The organism is Reyranella sp., assembly GCF_965227665.1.
Lineage (GTDB): Bacteria > Pseudomonadota > Alphaproteobacteria > Reyranellales > Reyranellaceae > Reyranella.
In genome coordinates this window covers 4001323-4021286 of the sequence record NZ_OZ245767.1, presented here as the reverse complement: position 1 = coordinate 4021286, position 19964 = coordinate 4001323, and the positions used below count along the sequence as shown (strand labels likewise).

General features: G+C 66.3%; 16 protein-coding genes. 10 read left to right on the top strand and 6 right to left on the bottom strand.

The window, feature by feature from the left end; all coding sequences use genetic code 11:
- Positions 1 to 3: 3 nt before the first annotated feature.
- Genes ACO07I_RS19450 through ACO07I_RS19440 form a run of 3 tightly spaced genes read right to left on the bottom strand, consistent with a single transcriptional unit; the run spans position 4 to position 3124 of the window.
- A complete protein-coding gene (locus ACO07I_RS19450; RefSeq protein ID WP_422018329.1) occupies positions 4 to 456 on the bottom strand; it encodes a YaiI/YqxD family protein in 453 nt (150 codons plus the stop codon).
- Between the two features lie 29 nt (positions 457 to 485).
- Complete coding sequence (locus ACO07I_RS19445) at positions 486 to 1592, bottom strand: enolase C-terminal domain-like protein (RefSeq protein ID WP_422010189.1); 1107 nt, start codon at positions 1590 to 1592, stop codon at positions 486 to 488.
- Entirely contained in the window at positions 1589 to 3124 is a 1536-nt protein-coding gene (locus ACO07I_RS19440) for a carboxylesterase/lipase family protein (protein WP_422010187.1), read from the bottom strand. The genes ACO07I_RS19445 and ACO07I_RS19440 overlap by 4 nt, the downstream gene beginning before the upstream one ends.
- Before the next feature lie 147 nt (positions 3125 to 3271).
- Between ACO07I_RS19440 and ACO07I_RS19435 the strand changes: the two genes are divergently transcribed.
- From ACO07I_RS19435 to ACO07I_RS19415, 5 genes are all read left to right on the top strand, one after another.
- On the top strand, positions 3272 to 3997 hold the full coding sequence (locus ACO07I_RS19435; RefSeq protein WP_422010185.1) for an ABC transporter substrate-binding protein: 726 nt from the start codon (positions 3272 to 3274) through the stop codon (positions 3995 to 3997).
- On the top strand, positions 3997 to 4695 hold the full coding sequence (locus ACO07I_RS19430; protein WP_422010183.1) for a hypothetical protein: 699 nt from the start codon (positions 3997 to 3999) through the stop codon (positions 4693 to 4695). The genes ACO07I_RS19435 and ACO07I_RS19430 overlap by 1 nt, the downstream gene beginning before the upstream one ends.
- Positions 4696 to 4854: 159 nt before the next feature.
- Positions 4855 to 10311: a HAMP domain-containing protein gene (locus tag ACO07I_RS19425; RefSeq protein ID WP_422010181.1), complete on the top strand. Its 5457-nt coding sequence runs from the start codon at positions 4855 to 4857 to the stop codon at positions 10309 to 10311.
- Positions 10312 to 10334: 23 nt separating this feature from the next.
- On the top strand, positions 10335 to 12203 hold the full coding sequence (locus ACO07I_RS19420; protein WP_422010179.1) for an HWE histidine kinase domain-containing protein: 1869 nt from the start codon (positions 10335 to 10337) through the stop codon (positions 12201 to 12203).
- 134 nt (positions 12204 to 12337) lie between these two features.
- Positions 12338 to 12529, top strand: coding sequence for a hypothetical protein (locus tag ACO07I_RS19415; protein WP_422010177.1), 192 nt, complete (start codon positions 12338 to 12340; stop codon positions 12527 to 12529).
- On the opposite strand, the gene ACO07I_RS19410 is transcribed toward ACO07I_RS19415, so the two are convergent.
- Positions 12526 to 13854: a histidine-type phosphatase gene (locus ACO07I_RS19410; protein WP_422010175.1), complete on the bottom strand. Its 1329-nt coding sequence runs from the start codon at positions 13852 to 13854 to the stop codon at positions 12526 to 12528. The genes ACO07I_RS19415 and ACO07I_RS19410 overlap by 4 nt on opposite strands.
- A 74-nt stretch (positions 13855 to 13928) precedes the next feature.
- Here ACO07I_RS19410 and ACO07I_RS19405 point away from each other — a divergent pair, with 74 nt between their 5' ends.
- From ACO07I_RS19405 to xth, 3 genes are read left to right on the top strand one after another with little or no spacing between them, the layout of a single operon-like run.
- A complete protein-coding gene (locus ACO07I_RS19405) occupies positions 13929 to 14309 on the top strand; it encodes a hypothetical protein (RefSeq protein ID WP_422010173.1) in 381 nt (126 codons plus the stop codon).
- A 37-nt stretch (positions 14310 to 14346) separates the two neighbouring features.
- A complete protein-coding gene (locus tag ACO07I_RS19400; protein ID WP_422010171.1) occupies positions 14347 to 16203 on the top strand; it encodes an ABC transporter ATP-binding protein in 1857 nt (618 codons plus the stop codon).
- Between the two features lie 4 nt (positions 16204 to 16207).
- Complete coding sequence (gene xth, locus ACO07I_RS19395) at positions 16208 to 16978, top strand: exodeoxyribonuclease III (protein ID WP_422010169.1); 771 nt, start codon at positions 16208 to 16210, stop codon at positions 16976 to 16978.
- 86 nt (positions 16979 to 17064) lie between these two features.
- Here the strand turns inward: xth and ACO07I_RS19390 are convergent, their stop codons facing one another.
- Positions 17065 to 17406: a hypothetical protein gene (locus ACO07I_RS19390; protein ID WP_422010167.1), complete on the bottom strand. Its 342-nt coding sequence runs from the start codon at positions 17404 to 17406 to the stop codon at positions 17065 to 17067.
- A gap of 64 nt (positions 17407 to 17470) precedes the next feature.
- On the bottom strand, positions 17471 to 17893 hold the full coding sequence (locus ACO07I_RS19385; protein WP_422010165.1) for an OsmC family protein: 423 nt from the start codon (positions 17891 to 17893) through the stop codon (positions 17471 to 17473).
- A gap of 138 nt (positions 17894 to 18031) precedes the next feature.
- Between ACO07I_RS19385 and ACO07I_RS19380 the strand changes: the two genes are divergently transcribed.
- On the top strand, positions 18032 to 18955 hold the full coding sequence (locus ACO07I_RS19380) for a hypothetical protein (protein WP_422010163.1): 924 nt from the start codon (positions 18032 to 18034) through the stop codon (positions 18953 to 18955).
- A gap of 29 nt (positions 18956 to 18984) precedes the next feature.
- Positions 18985 to 19959 (top strand): Bug family tripartite tricarboxylate transporter substrate binding protein, encoded by a 975-nt coding sequence (locus ACO07I_RS19375; RefSeq protein ID WP_422010161.1) that lies wholly within the window; start codon positions 18985 to 18987, stop codon positions 19957 to 19959.
- The last annotated feature ends 5 nt before the right edge of the window (positions 19960 to 19964 follow it).

Here is a 19964-nt window from a genome sequence, read left to right as displayed (position 1 = left end):
GCTCTAGGAGCGGCGCCGTCGGACCTTCTGAACCGCCTCGTCGAGCGCCGACAGGAAGCGTGAACGGTCGCGCGGCGCCATCGGTTTCGGCCCGCCCGTGATCTCGCCCATCGCCCGGAGATTGGACATGAGTTCTCGGCTGGCCATCGCCATGCCGATCGACGAGGCGGTGAACGGCACGCCGTTGGAGCCGATCACCGACGCGCCCTTCTTCAAGCTGCGATCGGCGAGCGGGATATCGGACGTGATGACGATGTCGTCGGGCCCGGCCCGCTCGGCGATCCAGTCGTCGGCCGCGTCGAACCCGTCGCTCACCACCACGCGTTCGATGCGTGGATCACGCGGCACGTTGATATAGGCGTTTGCCACGACGAAGACCTTGAGCCCGTAACGCTCCGCCACGCGGTAGACCTCGGCCTTCACCGGGCAGGCATCGGCGTCGATATAGATGTCGATTCCAGCCTCCTCCGCGTCGTTTCCCGGGTTCAGCTCAGGACCGCGATCTTCTTGCGCTCGATCAGGGCGAAATCGATCGCCGCCCCGAGGCCCGGTTCGTTCGGCACATGCACCAGCCCATCGCGTCCGACGGTGATGTCGTGCACGAGCCCATACTTCTGCGCGCCGTCGGGCAACAGCACCTCGAAGAACTCGGTGTTGCGAATCGCGGCGATGACATGGAGGTTCGCCACGTTGTTCAGCGAATTGCCGCCGTGGTGGACCTCGTAATTCATGCGGAAGGCCTCGGCGAGATGCGCGGTCTTCACCAGCGTGGTGATGCCGCCCTTCACCGCGACGTCGCCGCGCAGGTAATCGGTGGCCTTTTCCATGATCCAAGGCTGGTATGAATCGAGGCCGGTCTGCGGATACTCCGTGGCCATGATCGGAATCGAGAGCTGCTGCTTCAGCTTGGTGTAGTTGTAGATGTCCTGGTCGGCCAGCGGATCCTCGTACCAGTAGAATCCGAGTTCCTCTACCGCGCGGCCGACGCGGATGGCGGCCGGATAATCGTAGCTCCACGTCGAGTCGAGCATGATGGTGTAGTCGCCGACGGCGCGACGCACCGCCTCGCAGACGGCGATGTCCTCCTTCCAGCGCGTCGGCGGATGGATCTTGTAGGCGGCCCAGCCATATTCCTTGAACCGCACCGCCTCTTCCGCGTACTCGGCGGGAGAGCCCAGCACCGCGGAGCTCGCATAGGCCGGCACCGACTCGCGATAGGTGCCCAGCAGGCGATGGATCGGCTGCCCCATTGCCTTGCCCACGAGGTCCCACAGCGCCACGTCGACCGCGCCGATGGCGCGCACGCCGGCCGAGCGCTGGCGCTTCCAGATCTCCTGATTGAGGTGTTCACGCTGGAAGGGATCCTTGCCGATCAGCACCGGCTTGAGATGGGAGATCAGGGCCTGCCCATCGGATGTCGCGGGATTCATTGCCGAGCCCAGGAAGGCGTGCCCCTCGAGTCCCTGGTCAGTGACGAGTCGCAGAAGCCCCAGCGCGCTCTTGCCCGAGAAGCGGCCGGTATGGGCGCCATAGGTCGTGGGCGGGATGTCGTCCCAGGCGAACAGCGTCAAGGTGACGTCGGTGATCTTCATTCCTTTGTCTCCCAGACCCGCCGCTCGGTCCCCAGCGGGTCGATGTCGAGGTGGCACACGGTGTCGAATACCATGGTGGCTCGCATGCCCGCCGTATAGGCCGGCCAGACCGGCAAGCCGGGATGGCTGGGATTGCCGTTCCGGGCAAACGCGATCCACGCGCGGCTCATCGCTTCGCCGAGCGGCAGGCGCGCGGGATCGTCGCCGGTCAGTTCCGCCGAATCGAGGTTCGAAAAGACGAAGGGTATTTCCAGTGTGTGGCAGGACCTCAGCCGGCCGCCCAGCACCGGTGTCTCCCAGGCGAAGAGATAGACGAACACCGGCGCAGCCTCCTGCGCCAGCTTGCGCTCGGCCATCAGGAGCGACGGCGCGCGGACGCCCTGGTCGGAGACGATCGCGATGGCGATCTCGTCCGGCTTCAGATTCGGTTGCGCTTTGCGATAAGCGGCGACGATCTCGGCCGCCCGCTCGCCGAGATAGGGCGTCAGGGCGTCGGGCAGGTTGTCGAAGGTGGCCCCGGTGACCCACGGCATGTGCCCCAGGAACAGGGTCATCTCGTCCTTGTTGCTGCCGATCATCAGCGGCACGTCGAGGGAAGCGAGCGGCGCACGGGGCGCGAAGGGGCCGCCGGGAAACAGCGTGCCGTCGATCACCGGATTGAAGCCGAGGCGGCGCCGGTCGGCGAAGGCCGCGCGGCTGACGCCCGCCAGCACCTTGACCTGCGCTTCCAGGATCTTCTCCGCGGGGAGACGGCGCAACTCGGCGGCACTCGCGGCCTCGAGGCCGAGATGCTCCAGCATCTGTCGCGCGGTTTTCGAGCCGTCTTCACGGTTGGCCATCTGCACGGCCGGTCCGCTCTGGACGATCGCCTTGTGGAACAGGCCCCGGGCCGGTGGCATGGCCATAAGGACGCTCACCTTCGCGCCGCCACCCGATTCGCCGAAGATGGTGACGTTGTCGGGATCGCCACCGAACCGGGCGATGTTGTCGCGCACCCATTCGAGGGCCGCCACGATGTCGAGCACGCCGGCGAGGCCCGCATGCTCGAAGCCATCGGCCATGTCTTCGAGATGCAGGTAGCCCAGGGCCCCCAGCCGATGGTTGAACGAAACCACGACGACATCTTCCAGGCGACACAGGTTGGCTCCGTCGGACCACGGCGACGAGCCCGAACCGGTGATGAAGGCGCCGCCGTGACACCAGAACAGGACCGGCCGTTGCGCACCTTCGCGACCGGAGGTCCAGACGTTGAGATAGAGACAATCCTCGTCGAGCTTTTGCCGGCCTGCGAGCGTGAAGAGGCGCAGCAGGTCCTCGGGCAGCGCGAAGACGTTCGGACTCTGCACCGCCATGTTGCCGTACTCGAGTGCGTCCCGCGTTCCGCTCCACGGACGCGGCTTGCGCGGCGGCCGGAAGCGCAGCTCGCCGAGCGGTGGCTCGGCATACGGAATACCCTTGAAGACTTCGACACCGCGATCGCGGATGCCGCGGATCTTTCCGGCGGTGGTCTCGACGACGATTTCAGCGCTCATGAGCAGCACTCTAGCGCGAAATGGGCGAAGCGGCGCTGTGACCGCTGCGAAACAATTTCCTCTGCACGCCGGCGCCCAGCGGAGTCGTGAGCAAACAGCCTCGCGATCAACCTACCATCCGCTCCCGGTTGGCCATAGACTGGCACGATGAACGACAAGGTCCGAGCCCAACTTGCCCCGACCGGCGTCCTGCGCGCCGGCATCAATCTCTCCAACTTCCTGCTGGTGACCGGCCGCAGCGAGAGCGGCGATCCGACCGGGGTCGCACCCGACATGGCACGCGAGATCGCGGCCGCTCTGGGCGTGCCTGTGAAGTACGTCACCTTCAAGTCGCCCGGCGAACTGGGCGACCAGGTCGGCAAGGACGTGTGGGACATCGGCCTGATCGGTGCCGAGCCGCAGCGCGCCGAAAAGATCCAGTTCACCGCCGCGTATGTCGAGATCGAGGCGACCTACATGGTGCCCGAAGGCTCGCCGATCAAATCGATCGCCGACGTCGACAAGAAGGGCGTGCGCATCGCCGTTTCCGCCCGCTCGGCCTACGATCTGTGGCTGGTGAACAATATCCGCAATGCCACGCTCGTCCAGGTGAGCGGCCTCGACGCGGCCTATGAGAAATTCATGTCGGACAAGCTCGAGGTACTGGCCGGCCTCCGCCCCGGCCTTCTCAAGGATGTCGAGAAGGCACCGGGACTGAAGATCCTCGAGGGCAAGTTCACCGCGGTTCAGCAGGCGGTCGGAACGGCCAAGGCCAATGCCGAGGGCGCCGCCTTCCTCGCCGACTTCGTCGAAAAGGCCAAGAAGTCGGGCATGGTCCAGGGCTTGATCGACCGCCACAAGGTCAAGGGCCTGTCGGTGGCCCCTCCCGCCTGATGGCCATCGAATTGAACGTCAAGACGCTCTACCTGATCGGCGGGATCGTTACCGTCTGCAGCGCGGGCGCGGCGTTCCTGACCTGGTATCTCCATCGCGAGGCGCCGGCGCTGCGGGCGTGGACGGCCGCCCTGTTGCTCACCAGCCTCGGTGCGCTGATCCTGCGCTTCCGGACATCGCAGGCCGACGTGGCCCTGAGCGTGGCGGCCGACATGGTGATCGTCGCGGGCTTTGCGGCGATGTGGCTGAGTCTGCGCTATGCGAACCGCGGATTCAAAGACCTGATCGGTTTGTCGCTCGCCTGCATAGCGGTGGCCTTGGTTTTTCTTGCGCTCTTCGTCGTGCTGCGCGCACTCGGCGCGGGACGGCAGGCCGCTTCGATTCCCTTCTCCCTGACCCTCGGTCTGCTGGGACTGGCGTCGGCCTGGGAGATCTGGCAGGGCCGTCACAGGGACCGGCTGCAAAGCCGGTTGCCGGCAGCGCTGGCCTTCGTGGGCCTGGGCGTCGCGCGCGTCATTCGCGCTGGTGTACTGGGTTTCGAGGTCATTCATGTCCTGCCGCCAGGCGCGGCGGCGGCGACCCACCCCTACACGCTCTACGCCACGATCGTCTTCATCGTTGTCGTGACCTATGGGCTGGTGATGATGGCAAACGAACAGGCCGGGCGCCGCGAGGCCTTGCAGTTCGGAGAAAATTGAGCCTTCGTCCGCGGGCCCGCTGCCTAAGTCGCTCGGAACCTTTCGCAACGATCCGCGTTTTCAATTGCTGGAGGGGGTCTAACGCGCGCCGGATCAGGTTCCCGAGGAACCGAAAAATAGTCCGTGGCAGCGTGCTCCCGGATTGAGGGGGGCCTTCTCATGACTGCTGACGCCGGTTCAAACGTGGCGAATGGGCCAACAGCGTCAGCTCCCTTTTCGTCCCTCGCCGCACCGTCGTCCTCGGATCTCGGGGAGCTGCTGAGCGTGCTGAGCGCCGTGCGCGCCGGCAATTTCTCGGTGCGCCTGACCGGCGACCACGGCGGTATCCTGGGAAGGATCGCCGCGGTGGTGAACGACATCGCCGCCGGCAACGAAAGCATGGCCCATCAGCTCGAACGCATCGGGAAGGCGGTCGGCGAACAGGGCCGCACACGCCAGCGCGTGAAACTCGGCCTATCGGCGGGCGCCTGGGGCGAGATGGAAGGATCGGTCAACACGCTGATCGACGACCTCGTGTGGCCGACCACCGAGGTCACCCGCGTGATCGGCGCCGTGGCGCAGGGCGATCTTCTGCAGACGGTGCGCCTCGACGTCGAAGGACGTCCCCTGAAGGGCGAGTTCCTGCGCGCCGCCACCATCGTCAACACCATGATCAAGCAGCTCGCCGTGTTCACCTCCGAGGTCACCCGCGTGGCCCGCGAGGTCGGAACCGAGGGCAAGCTGGGCGGCCAGGCCAAGGTGAGCGAAGTGACCGGCGTCTGGCGCGAGCTGACCGAGAGCGTCAACTCCATGGCCAATAACCTGACGGCCCAGGTGCGCAACATCTCGGACGTGACCATCGCGGTGGCCAACGGCGACCTGTCGCGCAAGATCACGGTCGACGTGCGCGGCGAGATCCTTCAGCTCAAGGAGGCCATCAACACCATGGTCGACCAGCTGCGCTCCTTCGCCTCCGAAGTGACGCGCGTCGCCCGCGAGGTCGGCACCGAGGGCAAGCTGGGCGGCCAGGCGATCGTGCCGGGCGTCGCCGGTACCTGGAAGGACCTCACCGACTCGGTGAATGCCATGTGCGGCAACCTCACTGATCAGGTGCGCAACATCGCCGACGTGACCACCGCCGTGGCGCGCGGCGACCTGTCCAAGAAGATCACCGTCGACGTGCGCGGCGAGATCCTTCAGCTCAAGGACACGATCAACACCATGGTCGACCAGCTGAACGGCTTCGCCGGAGAAGTCACCCGCGTGGCCCGCGAGGTCGGCACCGAAGGGAAGCTTGGCGGCCAGGCCCAGGTGCCCGGCGTCGCCGGCACCTGGAAGGACCTCACCGACAACGTCAACTCGATGGCGACCAATCTGACGGCGCAGGTCCGCAACATCGCCGACGTGACGACGGCCGTGGCGCGCGGCGACCTGTCCAAGAAGATCACGGTCGACGTACGCGGCGAGATCCTGCAGCTCAAGGAGACCATCAACACGATGGTCGACCAGCTGAACGGCTTCGCGGGCGAAGTGACGCGTGTCGCGCGCGAGGTCGGCACCGAGGGCAAGCTGGGCGGTCAGGCGCAGGTGCCCGGCGTCGCCGGCACCTGGAAGGACCTCACCGACAACGTGAACCTGCTGGCCGCCAATCTGACGACCCAGGTGCGCAACATCGCCGACGTCACGATCGCCGTGGCGGGCGGCGACCTGTCCAAGAAGATCACCGTCGATGCCTCGGGCGAGATCCTGCGCCTGAAGGAGACCATCAACACGATGGTCGATCAGCTCAACTCCTTCGCGGGCGAAGTGACGCGTGTCGCGCGCGAGGTCGGCACCGAGGGCAAGCTGGGCGGCCAGGCGCAGGTCCCGGGCGTCGCCGGCACCTGGAAGGACCTCACCGACAACGTCAACTTCATGGCCACCAACCTCACCGGCCAGGTCCGCAACATCGCCGAGGTCACGACAGCCGTGGCCAATGGCGATTTGTCCAAGAAGATCACCGTCGACGTGCGCGGCGAGATCCTGCAACTGAAAGACACGATCAACACGATGGTCGACCAGTTGAATGGCTTCGCGGGCGAGGTCACCCGCGTGGCCCGCGAGGTCGGCACCGAGGGCAAGCTGGGCGGTCAGGCCCAGGTTCCGGGCGTTGCCGGCACCTGGAAGGACCTGACCGACAACGTGAACCTGCTGGCCGCCAACCTCACCACCCAGGTCCGCAACATCGCCGAAGTGACCACCGCCGTCGCAACGGGCGATCTTTCCAAGAAGATCACCGTCGACGTGCGCGGCGAGATCCTGCAACTGAAAGACACGATCAACACGATGGTCGATCAGCTGAATGGCTTTGCCGGCGAAGTCACCCGCGTGGCCCGCGAGGTCGGCACCGAGGGCAAGCTCGGCGGCCAGGCAAAGGTCCCAGGCGTCGCCGGCATCTGGAAGGACCTGACCGACAACGTGAACCTGCTGGCCGCCAATCTCACCACCCAGGTCCGCAACATCGCCGAAGTGACCACCGCCGTCGCAACGGGCGATCTTTCCAAGAAGATCACCGTCGACGTGCGCGGCGAGATCCTGCAGCTCAAGGAGACCATCAACACGATGGTCGACCAGCTGAATGGCTTTGCCGGCGAAGTCACACGCGTGGCCCGCGAGGTCGGCACCGAGGGCAAGCTGGGCGGTCAGGCTCAGGTGCCCGGCGTCGCCGGCACCTGGAAGGACCTCACCGGCAACGTCAATCTGCTCGCCGCCAATCTCACCACCCAGGTGCGCGCCATCGCCGAAGTGGCGACGGCCGTCACCAAGGGCGACCTGACGCGCTCGATCCAGGTCGATGCGCTGGGCGAGGTGGCGGAGCTGAAAGACAAGCTCAACACCATGATCGACAATCTCCGTCTCACGACGGAGCGCAACACCGAGCAGGACTGGCTGAAGACCAACCTGGCCAAATTCACCAACATGCTGCAGGGGCAGCGTGACCTCGGGACCGTTGGCCGGCTGATCCTGAGCGAGCTGACGCCGCTCGTGAACGCGCACCAGGCGGTGATCTATCAGACGGTCGACGACGACAAGGCCCGGCTGCGCCTGCTTTCCGTCTATGCCGATGCGGTGGGCGACGGACACCCGGAGACGCTACGCGTCGGCGAGGGGCTGGTCGGTCAGTGCGCCGCCGACGGACGCCCGATCCACATCTCGGCCCTGCCGGATGCAGCCCGGCCCATCACGTCGGGTCTGTTCAGCGCTTCGCCAAAGAGCCTCATCGTCCTGCCCGTCCTGTTCGAAGGCCAAGTGAAGGCGGTGATCGAGCTGGCTTCGCTCAGCACCTTCACCGAGCTGCAGATCGCCTTCCTCGAGCAGCTCACCGCCTCGATCGGCATCGTGCTGAACTCGATCGAGGCAACGATGCAGACCGAAAGCCTGCTGCAGCAGTCTCAGACTCTGGCGGGCGAGCTGCAGAGCCAGCAGAGCGAGCTGCAGCAGACCAACGAGCAGCTCGAGCAGAAGGCCGCCCAGCTCGCCGAGCGCAACGCCGAGGTGGAGCGCGCCAACCAGGAGATCGAGCAGGCCCGGCGCGCGGTCGAGGAGAAGGCATCGGAGCTGGCGCTCACCTCGCGCTACAAGTCGGAGTTCCTGGCCAACATGAGCCACGAGCTGCGCACGCCGCTCAACTCGATCCTGATCCTGGGCCAGCAGCTCGCCGACAATCCCGACGGCAATCTGGCGGCCAAGCAGGTCGAATTTGCCCGCACCATCCACGGCGCCGGCACCGACCTGCTGAACCTGATCAGCGACATCCTCGACCTGTCGAAGATCGAATCCGGCACCGTCACCGTCGACGCCGAGGAGATCTATTTCGCCAACGTGCTCGAAGCCGTGGCCCGCCCGTTCCGTCATCAGGCCGAGTCGCAGGGCCTGACCTTCGAGGTCCGGACCGATGCCGACCTCGGCCGCTCCATCGTCACCGATTCCAAGCGTCTGCAACAGATCCTGAAGAACCTGTTGTCCAACGCCATGAAGTTCACGGCCGAAGGCAGCGTCCGGCTGCGCGCCCTGCCGGTGACCGCCGGGTGGCGCTCGGACAATGGCGCGCTGAACCAGGCCAGTGCCGTGGTGGCCTTCGAGGTCACGGATACCGGCGTCGGCATCCCGGTCGAGAAGCAGAAGATCGTGTTCGAGGCCTTCCAGCAGGCCGATGCCAGCACCAGCCGCAAGTATGGCGGCACCGGGCTTGGCCTCGCGATCAGCCGCGAACTGGCGAGCCTGTTGGGCGGGGAACTCACCGTACGGAGCACGCCCGGCATCGGCAGCACGTTCACGCTCTACCTGCCGATGATGTACACCGGCCCGCGCACCGCGGTGCGCCAGCCGACCCAGGGCCAGGGCTCGCAGCCCCTGCAGGTCGCTCCACTGCCCGAGCATCTCGCGGACCAGTTCCCCGACGACCGTCACGATCTGCAGCCGGGTGACCGCATCCTGCTGATCGTGGAGGACGACGCCAACTATGCCGGTATCCTGGTCGATGCCGCGCATGCCGCCGGGCTGAAGGCGGTGGTGACGGCGCGCGGCGCCGAGGCGCTCGACCTCGCCTTGCAGTACAAGCCCGTCGCCATGTCGCTCGACGTGTTCCTGCCCGACATGCTGGGCTGGAACGTGCTGAGCCAGTTCAAGCGCACACTGGAGACGCGCCACATCCCGGTGCAGATCCTCACCATGGATGAGGATCGCCAGCAGGGCCTGTCGCGCGGCGCCTTCTCCTACCTGAGCAAACCGACCTCGACCGAGGGACTGACCGCCGCGCTGGCGCGTATCAACGACTACGTCCAGCCGCGGCGCAAGAGACTCCTGGTTGCCGAGGACGACGAGGGCGAGCGACTGAGCATCGCCGCTCTTCTCGATCATCCCGAAGTCGAGATCACGATCGTCGGCTCGGGAGCGGAGGCGCTGGGAAGACTGCGGACCGAGCGACACGACTGCATGGTGCTCGACCTGCGCCTGCCCGACATGTCGGGCTTCGAGGTCCTGGAGTCCCTCCAGGCCGATCCGGCGCTCGCCGACCTGCCGGTCGTGGTGTTCACCGGCCGGGATCTCACGGCCGAGGAGGAAGGCCGGCTCCATTCGATGGCGCGCAGCATCGTGGTCAAGGGTGCGGCCTCGCCCGAGAGGCTGTTCGACGAGACTTCCCTGTTCCTGCATCACGCGGCCGCCGCCCTGGCGCCCGAGAAACAGCGCATGCTGGAACGCCTGCACGGCTCCGACGAGGTGCTGGCCGGACGCACCGTGCTGGTGGTCGACGACGATGCCCGCAACATCTTCGCCCTGTCGAGCGCGCTGGAGCGGCGCGGCATGCGCGTGCTGACCGCGACGACCGGCCACGAGGCGATCTCGATCCTCGAAGCGTCACCCGACGTGTCGATCGTGCTGATGGACATCATGATGCCCGACATGGACGGCTACGAGACCATGACCCTGATCCGAAGCAAACCGGCGCTGCGCCGACTGCCCATCCTCGCCCTCACCGCCAAGGCCATGAAAGGCGACCGCGAAAAATGCCTCGAGGCCGGGGCGTCGGACTATCTCGCCAAGCCGGTCAATACCGAGCAGCTCTTCTCGGCCCTGCGCCTCTGGCTGCATCGCTGATCTTGGCCCAGGCACCAGCCCCCATGAACAAGGTCAACATCCTGCTGATCGACGATCAGCCGGCGAAGCTGCTGAGCTACGAGGTCATCCTCGGGGAGCTGGGCGAGAACCTGGTGAAGGCCAACTCCCCACACGAGGCGCTCGGCCTGCTGCTGAAGCTGGAGGACGTTGCGGTCGTGCTGATCGACGTGGTCATGCCCCAGATCGACGGCTTCCAGCTCGCCGCCATGATCCGCGAGCATCCGCGCTTCCAGAAGCTCGCCATCATCTTCGTCTCGGCGGTGCAGATCGCCGAGACCGACCATCTGCGCGGCTACGAAATCGGCGCGGTCGACTACGTGACCGTACCCGTCGTGCCGGAGGTGCTGCGCGCCAAGGTGCGGGTCTTCATCGAACTCTATCGCAAGACCCGCCAGCTCGAGGCGATGAATCAGGAGCTCGAGAAGCGCGTCGCCGAGCGCACCGCCGAACTCGAGGCCCAGACCGAGCAGCTGCGGCGCAGCGAGGAACGCCGCTCGATCGCGCTCAGCGCCGGCGGCATGGGCTCGTGGGAGGTTGACGTCGCCTCTGGCCATGTCGAGTGGGACGACGGTCCCTACCGCATCTTCGGCGTCGACCGCGCCGCGTTCGAACCCACCGTGGAACGCATCGAAGCGATGATCCACCCCGAGGACCGCGACAAGAACACCGTCGGCACCCTCGTGGCCGCAGGCGAAAACCGCTTCCAGGTCGAGTTCCGCATCATCCGCCCGAGCGGCGAAGTCCGCTGGTGCTACGGGGCGGGCGTGGTCTCGCGCGATGCCCAGGGCAATGCGGTACGCATGAACGGCGTCACCGTCGACATCACCGAGCGCAAGCGCGCCGAGGAGCGCCAGCTGGTGCTCGCGCGAGAGGTCGATCATCGCGCCAAGAACATGCTGGCGGTCGTCCTCTCGGTGCTGCGCCTCACCAAGGCCAAGAGCACGCCCGAGTTCGTGTCGACGGTCGAAGGCCGCATCCACGCGCTGGCCGCCACGCACAACCTCCTGTCGGCGACGCGCTGGCAGGGCGCCAATCTCAGCCAGATCGTCGACGAGGAGCTGGCGCCCTATCGCACCGATCATCGACAGCGCATCGAGTCCGGCGGCCCCCCGGCCATGCTGCTGCCGGCGACCGCGCAGGCCGTGGCGCTGGCGCTACACGAACTGGCCACCAACGCCGCCAAGTATGGCGCGCTGTCCACAGACAACGGCCACCTCCGCCTCGTCTGGGCGCTCGACGACGAGGCACTGGTGATCGACTGGATCGAAACCGGAGGCCCGCTCGCCCAGGAACCCAAGTCGCTGGGCTTCGGCCTCTCCATCGTGCGCTCTTCGATCGAGGCGCAATTCCGCGGCGGCGTGCGCTACGACTGGAGGCCTGAGGGGCTGCATTGCCGCCTCTCGATTCCGCGCGCCCAGATCGTCGGCCCGACGCCCGTGCAGGCGCCGCAGACGGAAGGCCCTCGGGAAGCGCGAAGCGGGCGGGTGCGCAGTCTGACAGGGCGCCGCCTCCTCATGGTCGAGGACGAGGTGCTGGTCGGCATGATGGCCAAGCGCATCGTCGAGGATCTCGGCGCCACCGTGCTCGGCCCCTATGGCGGTCTGGCCGACGGATTGGCAGCCGCACGCAGCGAAAGATTCGACGGCGCGCTGCTCGATTTCAATCTTGCCGGCGAATTCGCCGATCCGCTCGCCGACCTGTTGATCGCGCGTGGCGTTCCTTTCGTGTTCATCACCGGATATCAGCGCGACAGCATCGACCGGCGCTACGCCAACGTTCCCATCCTTCCCAAGCCGCTCGAGGCCGAAAGTCTGGAACGCGTGCTGGTGTCTCTGCTCGACCCGCCCTCCCGCGTGACGGCCGACGCGTAGGAGCGGCGAAACTGGGCGAACTCGGGGCGGTTCCCGGCGTAATCGAGGTCTGCGCCGTCAACTTTGAAGCCGCCCTGCCGTTATCACTTTCCAACAAGGAGGTGATAGGAAACATGGCGAGAGACATTCGAACTATGCCCAAAGGCCTGATCGCCCCGCTTACCCAGGCCGCTCTTACTTCCCTGCGTGCACTGGCCGAAGGTACGGCCCCCTCGATGCCGCAAGAGCATCGCGCACGCCTTCTTCACCTCGCCTTGATCGAGACGGGCCCGGAAGGCGATGCCATCACGGCGCTCGGCCGCGAACGGCTGATCTCCGATCGCTAGTAGTTGCCACCCGTTGCCGTGACGCAGCCCGGGTCGACGGCCGCCTTTACAATCTTGAGAAACGAGTCGAGCGGACAGGCATTGTTCACCATGTCGGCGGAACAGGCCGGCAGGGCGACCTGCACCATCCCCGGCGGATCGCGATAGTTGAGCGGTGCTCGGCGACGCATCTCGTCCAAAGTCTGGGCGTAGTAGGCAATCCGCACGTAGCGCTTTTCGCTCCTGACCTCGCGAAACTGCTCGAACGCCAACGCGCCGCCCGGCGAAGCTTGACCCGGCAGAAAGCCAGGAATCTGCCAGGTGATGTCGAGCAGCGCCGCCAAGTTGTGGATGTTGCTGTCGTGGCCGACCAGAATCCCCAGGCGAACCGGCTGGCCGGTCGCGGCGTGACCGGGGAAACTGTGGCCGTTGACCAGAATGGCGCCGATCAGCGACAGCAGGTTGGATCCACGCTGCTGGGCGAGTGGCTTGGTCTTCTGGGTCAGATCCTGATCGAGCAGGTGGAGGGTGAGGAGTTCGCTCAGCGTGGCGTCGTGGGCCAGACGGCCCCATGCCACCTGGTCCTTGGGCAGGCCCTCGGCCGCCTGCATGAGGAAGTCTTCGGCGGCGGCCGACGCATAGCCGATCGGACCACGCAGCCGGACGCCATCCTTGGTCCCGCTCACGATGCTCGACGGTATGCCGGCTTCGCCGCAGCTTCCGCCGCCCGCCGATCGGGTCGTGCCGGCAGGGCAGAGGACGGACTGCATCATGGAGAGCTGGCCGCTGTAGTCGCGCTGGACCGATGCGAAGCTGCCGCCCAGACGCGCCAGGATGGCCGCCCGGTTGGCCGCGAGATCCATCGGGCAGGAAGCCACGGGCTGGGGATAGAACAGCGGATCCGGAACCGTGAAGTTCGCCTGGTTGCGCAGCGGCAGGTTGGCGCAGCGCGGATACATGCCGGCCAGGATTGCCGCTCCCGTTGTGCGCGCGCGTTGATCAATATCGGTCCAAGCCGCCACCGTGCCGGCGGTCGGGCAATCGTCGGCCTGGATCAGCCCGCGCCCGCCATAGAGCACGCGGTAGTAGCCGCCCATCAGCCGCATCAACTCTTCGCCGCGGGGCGACAGGAAGCCGGGTTCGACCGGCCAGGTGGGCCAGGGCGTTGCGCTGTATTTGTCGAGTTCCTCGTTCGGGACCGTCGGCGAGCGCACGCCATGCCGATTGAGCAGGACCGCCCGTTCGATCTGCCAGCCCGGCGGGGTCGGCAGAATTTCGGCGCTGGCCGGCATCAGGGCCGCCAGAAGCGAGGCAACAAGGACGACGGTAAAGACGCGAATGCTCATGGTACTCCCCCGGAGGCCGCACTATGCCGTCTCCGGGTCCCGCGCGTCATCCATTCCGTGCTAGATTTCATCCTATGCCCGTCCAGTGGACGATCTCGCATCCGGACCGTTTGGTGGTCGCCGTCGCCAGGGAGCGGGTGACGGTGAGTGACATCGAGCGCTACTTCGCCGGCGTCACCGCCGAGGGCGCCATGGGCTATCGCAAGATCTTCGAGATCACCCACACGCCCGAGGCGCTGAGCGACGAAAACCTGCGGGCGTTGGGTGCCCGGATCGTGCTCTATGCCCAGCACGGTCAGGTCGGGCCGCTGGCAATCGTCGCCGCGTCCGACAGCAGCTTCGGACAAGCCAAGACCTTCGCCGCGGCCGCGACCGCCCGGCGCCCCCTAGCCATTTTCCGCGAACTCCACCTCGCGCGGCAGTGGCTGGGTGCACAGTCCCTGCCCGATGACTGAGCCGGAACCCGCACCCCCTCGCGGGGGTTGAGCCGGGATGCCTTCACCGTCGACGATCAGCACCAGCTCGTTTCGCGAGCGCGTCGGCGCGCTCAGGAACCTGTGGCCCTTCCTCGCCATGGTCTGGGCGACCAGCCCGACGTTGACCGCCGCGACCATTGCGCTGCGCCTGATGCGCGCGCTGCTGCCGGTAGCGACGCTCTACATCGGCAAGCTGATCATCGACGACGTCGTGATGCTGGTGCAGTTGCCCGACAAGCCGGTGACGCTGCCGCAATGGCTGGACAGCGGTCATCTCAACCGGCTCGGCATTCTGCTGGGGGCCGAGTTCGCGGTGGCGGTGCTGGCCGATGTACTGGGGCGCATCGTCTCCCTGCTCGATGGGCTGCTGGCCGAGCGGGTCAGCACCAGCTCCAGCGTGCGGCTGATGGAGCATGCCGCGACACTCGACCTCGAGGATTTCGAGGATGCCGAATTCCAGGACCAGCTGGAGCGGGCGCGACGCCAGACCAGTGGCCGCATGACCCTGATGAGCCAGCTCTTCTCGCAGGCGCAGGACCTGGTGACGGTGGCGAGCCTCGCCGCCGGCCTCATCGTCTTCGCGCCGTGGCTGATCGTGCTGCTGCTGGTGGCGCTCGTCCCCGCCTTCCTCGGCGAGGCGCATTTCAATGCCAAGAGCTATTCCCTCGATTTCGGCCGCACGCCCGAACGACGGGAGCTCGACTATGTCCGCCAGACCGCGGCCAGCGCCGAGACCGCCAAGGAAGTGAAGATCTTCGGGCTGAACGCGTTCCTGATCGATCGCTACCGCCGCCTCGCGACCTCGTTCTACGAGGCCAACCGTCGCCTCGCGCTGCGCCGCGCCGGCTGGGGCGGGCTGTTCACCACCATCGGCACCATCGGCTATTACTTCGCCTACGCCTACATCGCCTGGCGGACGCTGACCGGCGAGTTCTCGGTCGGCGACCTCACCTTCCTCGCGGGCTCGTTCCGCCGCTTGCGCACGCTGCTCGAATCGCTGCTGAGCGGCTTTTCCTCGGTGGCCGGCCAGGCGCTCTATCTCGACGACCTGTTCTCCTTCTTCGAAGTCCAGCCGGAGATTCATTCGCCGGCCAATCCCCTGCCCTTTCCCAAGCCCATTCGTGAAGGCTTCGTGTTCGAGGATGTCGGCTTCATCTATCCCGGCGCCGAGCGCTGGGCGGTGCGCCATCTCTCCTTCACCCTCAAGGCCGGCGAAGTGGTGGCGCTGGTCGGCGAGAACGGCGCGGGCAAGACCACGCTGGTCAAATTGCTGACGCGGCTCTACGACCCCGACGAAGGCCGCATCCTGCTCGACGGCCGCGACCTGCGCGACTACGGGCTCGACGAGCTGCGCGGCAGCATGGGCGTCATCTTCCAGGACTTCGTCCGTTACAACCTGCCGGCCGGCGACAATATCGCGGTCGGCCGCATCGAGGCGCGCGGCGACCAAGAGCGCATCGCGCGCGCGGCCAACCGCAGCCAGGCCGACGAGGTGATCGCGCGCCTGCCTCGCGGTTACGAGCAGATGATCGGCAAGCGCTTCAAGAACGGCGTCGAACTCTCGGGCGGCGAATGGCAGAAGATCGCCATCGCCCGCGCCTACATGCGAGAGGCCGAGGTGCTGATCCTCGACGAGCCGACCGCCGCGCTGGACGCCCGCGCCGAGTTCGAGGTGTTCCAGCGCTTCAAGGAACTGAGCAAGGGCAAGACCGCGGTGCTGATCTCGCACCGCTTCTCCAGTGTCCGCATGGCCGACCGCATCCTGGTGCTGGCCGAGGGCAGGGTCGAAGCGCAGGGCACCCACGAGCAACTGCTAGCGCAGGAGGGGCGCTATGCCGAGCTCTTCGAGCTGCAGGCGGCGGGGTATCGCTAGCGCCATGAAGATCGCCACCTTCAACGTGAACAACGTCAACCGGCGCCTGCCCAACCTGCTGGCCTGGCTGAAGCGCGCCAAGCCCGACATCGCCTGCCTGCAGGAGCTGAAGGCGGCCGACGACGCCTTTCCCGCGGCCGAGCTGCGGCGAGCCGGCTACCACGCGGTCTGGCAGGGCCAGAAGACCTGGAACGGCGTCGCCATCCTGGGACGCAAGGCCGAGCCGGTCCTGACGCGAAAGGGCCTGCCCGGCGATCGCAGCGACGTGCAGAGCCGCTACATCGAGGCAGCCGTGAAGGGGCTGATCGTCGGTTGCCTCTATGCACCCAACGGCAATCCACAGCCGGGGCCGAAGTTCGACTACAAGCTCGACTGGCTGCGCCGCCTGCAGCGCCATGCGAAGTCACTTCTGAAGAGTGGCGCCCCCGTGGTGCTGGCGGGCGACTACAATATCGTGCCGACCGATTTCGACATCTATTCGCTGCGTTCCTGGAAGGATGATGCACTGGTGCAGCCGGCGCCACGGGCGGCCTTCGGGAAGCTGCTGGCGCAGGGCTGGACCGACAGCCTGCGCACGCTGCATCCCGACAGGCCGATGTACACATTCTGGGACTACAAGCGGCACCGCTGGGAACGCGATGGCGGCCTGCGCCTCGATCACCTGCTGCTCAGCCCCGATCTCGCGCCGCGCCTGAAGCGCGGCGGCGTCGATCGGGAAGAACGCGGGCGCGAAAGCCCGAGCGACCACGCGCCGGCGTGGATCGAACTGAAGTAGGGGCTTGTGGTCGTTCTTCCTTCGGCGCTCCCGGACATTGCCAAAGGCAATGTCCTGCCGCTTCGCGGGCTGAGCTTCGCTCAGCCCTACATCGCCGGAGGCAGTTCCTTCAGCGCCTGGGTGGCGATCGGCATCATCTTGTCGCAGAAGTCCTTTTTGTTCTTCTCGGCTTCCTTTTCCATCATGTCGTAAGTCTTATCGAGCTTGCGGTCCGCGATGTTGAGCTGCTTCTCGGCCCATTCGATCCAGAATTCGAGGCGCGTTTCCTGGTCCTTGGTCATGTCGAGGTCGCAGGTGTCGACGGCAATGGAAACCGCGTAGAGGCCGATCACCATCTTCTCCGCGTCTTCCTTCTTGAGCGTCTGGGCGGAAGCCGCCGCGAGTGGCAGGACCAGCAACGCAAGCGAACAGGCAAACGCACGAACCATCTGAATCTCCCCCGGCTTACGGGGCGCCGCGAGAGGCGGCGCACCCGTTTCTGCCGGCCGGAGACTACTTCAGAGTCTTGTGGAGCGTAATCTCCGCGTTGAGCAACTTGGAGACAGGGCAACCCTTCTCTGCCGCCTCGGCGAGCTTGTCGAAGGTCGCCTGGTCGAGGTTCGGCACCTCGGCAACCAGAGTGAGGGCCGACTTGCTGATCTTGAAGCCCGCCCCGTCCTGATCGAGCGAAACCGCGGCCTCGGTCTCGAGCAAGGTCGGCGTGAAGCCAGCCGTCTGCAGCTGGAACGCCAGCGCCATGGTGAAGCAGCCGGCATGGGCGGCGGCGATCAATTCTTCGGGATTGGTGCCCTTCTCGCCCTGGAAACGGGTCTTGAAGGAATAGGGCGTCCCGGACAGAACGCCGGAATCACTGGTGAGGCCGCCGGTGCCGTCCTTGCCCGTGCCGCGCCACTCAGCCTTTGCCTTGCGGATCATCTTTCGTCTCCTTGGGGTGGTCGATGACGCACCATGCCTCGACCGTATGACAGAAGCGATTCCTCCCTTCGTATAGGGTGAGCGAGCCGCCCCGGTGGGGGCTGTGCTATCGTCGATCGGTGACGAGGAGATGAGTTCATGCGGGTAATTTTCGCGGCGCTGCTGTCGGCGCTGCTGTTCATCGGATTTGCGACCGGCAGCTGGGCGCAGAACGGGCTGGAGCGCTTCGAGAAGGAGATCAAGCCCCAGTTCGAGCTCAAGACGCTGAGCTATGCCGGCGCAGAGCCGCTCGGCGCCTCGGGTTTCGTGCTGAAGGACGTCGTCGCGGTCGTGCCGGCCAATCCTGCGACCGGCGACAAGGAAAGCACGATCAAGATCGACAAGGTGACGGTCGACGACCTCGACTTCGAACGCCTCCGGAAGGATTCGAAGAACGATCTCGCGCCGCGGTTCGCCAGGCTCAAGATGGAGGGCATGACGGGCGACGACGAGATGTTCACCGCCCTCGAGCCCTACGGGGTCCCCAAGGTGCCGTTCGACATCGCACTCGATTACCGCATCGACCCGGCCGCCAAGGTCCTGACCCTCACCCTGCTGGAAGTGACCCTGCGCGGCCAGGCGCGCTTCGCCCTGTCGATGATCGTGGACGGGGTGAGCGACGACACCGACTTGGACACGGCCAAGGACGAGGGCCGGCTGCGCAGCGCCTCCCTCTCGATCGACGACAAGCAGCTTCTGGACAAGCTCGTCCCCGCGGTCGCCAGCGAGGAAGGCATCAAGGCCGAGGAACTGATCACGACCGCTCTCGACGCGCTGGCCGTCTTTGCCCAGGCGCAGACCGGTGAGACGCTGAAGGCGCTCGACGCCGTCTCCTCCTTCGTCGGCGACTGGAAGTCCCCCAGGGGACCGCTGGTACTTGGCGTGAAACCCACCAAGACCGCGGGCCTGGAGGATATTGACAAGATCATTGTACCCGACGCGCTCTCTACCCTGTTCGGCTTCACCGCTACCTATCCCGGTACCCGAAGCGGAGCCGCCAAGGCCGGCTCCAAGGCGAGGTAACCAATCAAGACGTGACTGGAGGAAACCAGATGAAGCGACGTACCCTTCTGGCCGGCGCGGCGATGCTGCCGCTCGGCCTCCCGGTTCGGGCCCAGGAAGCCTATCCGTCGCGGCCGATCACGATGATCGTGCCTTTCCCGCCCGGCGGCGTGGCCGACATCACCGGCCGGCCGACGGCGCACGTCATGGGCAAGCTGCTCAAGCAGTCGGTCGTCGTGCAGAACAAGGGCGGCGCCGGCGGCTCGGTGGGCACCGCGCAGGCGGCACGCTCGGCACCCGACGGCTACACGATCCTGATGGCGCTGTCGTCGATCTCGGTCCTGCCGGTGGCCGATCGCCTACAGGGCCGCACGCCCGCCTACGAACTCGACCAGTTTGCGCCGATCGCGCTGATCAGCGCCGATCCCACGGTGCTCGTGGTCAGCGCGGACGGTCCCTACAAGACGCTGAAGGATCTGGTCGAGGCCGCGAAGGCCAAGCCCGGGACCATCAACTATGGCTCCTCGGGCGTGTACGGCACGCTGCACGTGGCGATGGAGATCTTCGCCGACGCCGCCGGCATCAAGCTGTTCCACATTCCCTACCAGGGCGGCGGCCCCGCGGTCGCTGCACTCCTGGGCGGACAGATAGACGCCCTGGCATCGGGCCCGTCGGCCGCCATCGGCCAGATCAAGGCCGGCAAGATGCGGGCGCTCGCGGTCTGGGGCGACAAGCGCCTCGCCTCGCTGCCCGATGTTCCAAGCATGAAGGAGCTGGGCTACGACGCCACCTTCTACATCTGGTCGGGGCTCTTCGCGCCCGCAGCCACGCCCTCTCCGATCCTCATGACGCTGCGCGATGCGGCGCGCCGCACGGCCGAAGATCCGGAGTTCAAGGAGGCGATGGCCAAGGTCGAGACGCCGATCGCCTATCTCGATGCGCCCGAGTTCAAGACCTTCCTCGACAAGGATGCGGCACGGCTGAAGGTCGCGGTCGAGCGGATCGGCAAGGTGCCGGAAAAGTAAACGCC

Bases quoted from the DNA above. Each gene is read 5' to 3' on its own strand.
- ACO07I_RS19445 (WP_422010189.1), bottom strand. From the start codon at position 1,592: ATGAAGATCACCGACGTCACCTTGACGCTGTTCGCCTGGGACGACATC.
- ACO07I_RS19440 (WP_422010187.1), bottom strand. From the start codon at position 3,124: ATGAGCGCTGAAATCGTCGTCGAGACCACCGCCGGAAAGATCCGCGGC.
- ACO07I_RS19435 (WP_422010185.1), top strand. From the start codon at position 3,272: ATGAACGACAAGGTCCGAGCCCAACTTGCCCCGACCGGCGTCCTGCGC.
- ACO07I_RS19430 (WP_422010183.1), top strand. From the start codon at position 3,997: ATGGCCATCGAATTGAACGTCAAGACGCTCTACCTGATCGGCGGGATC.
- ACO07I_RS19425 (WP_422010181.1), top strand. From the start codon at position 4,855: ATGACTGCTGACGCCGGTTCAAACGTGGCGAATGGGCCAACAGCGTCA.
- ACO07I_RS19420 (WP_422010179.1), top strand. From the start codon at position 10,335: ATGAACAAGGTCAACATCCTGCTGATCGACGATCAGCCGGCGAAGCTG.
- ACO07I_RS19415 (WP_422010177.1), top strand. From the start codon at position 12,338: ATGCCCAAAGGCCTGATCGCCCCGCTTACCCAGGCCGCTCTTACTTCC.
- ACO07I_RS19410 (WP_422010175.1), bottom strand. From the start codon at position 13,854: ATGAGCATTCGCGTCTTTACCGTCGTCCTTGTTGCCTCGCTTCTGGCG.
- ACO07I_RS19405 (WP_422010173.1), top strand. From the start codon at position 13,929: ATGCCCGTCCAGTGGACGATCTCGCATCCGGACCGTTTGGTGGTCGCC.
- ACO07I_RS19400 (WP_422010171.1), top strand. From the start codon at position 14,347: ATGCCTTCACCGTCGACGATCAGCACCAGCTCGTTTCGCGAGCGCGTC.
- xth (WP_422010169.1), top strand. From the start codon at position 16,208: ATGAAGATCGCCACCTTCAACGTGAACAACGTCAACCGGCGCCTGCCC.
- ACO07I_RS19390 (WP_422010167.1), bottom strand. From the start codon at position 17,406: ATGGTTCGTGCGTTTGCCTGTTCGCTTGCGTTGCTGGTCCTGCCACTC.
- ACO07I_RS19385 (WP_422010165.1), bottom strand. From the start codon at position 17,893: ATGATCCGCAAGGCAAAGGCTGAGTGGCGCGGCACGGGCAAGGACGGC.
- ACO07I_RS19380 (WP_422010163.1), top strand. From the start codon at position 18,032: ATGCGGGTAATTTTCGCGGCGCTGCTGTCGGCGCTGCTGTTCATCGGA.
- ACO07I_RS19375 (WP_422010161.1), top strand. From the start codon at position 18,985: ATGAAGCGACGTACCCTTCTGGCCGGCGCGGCGATGCTGCCGCTCGGC.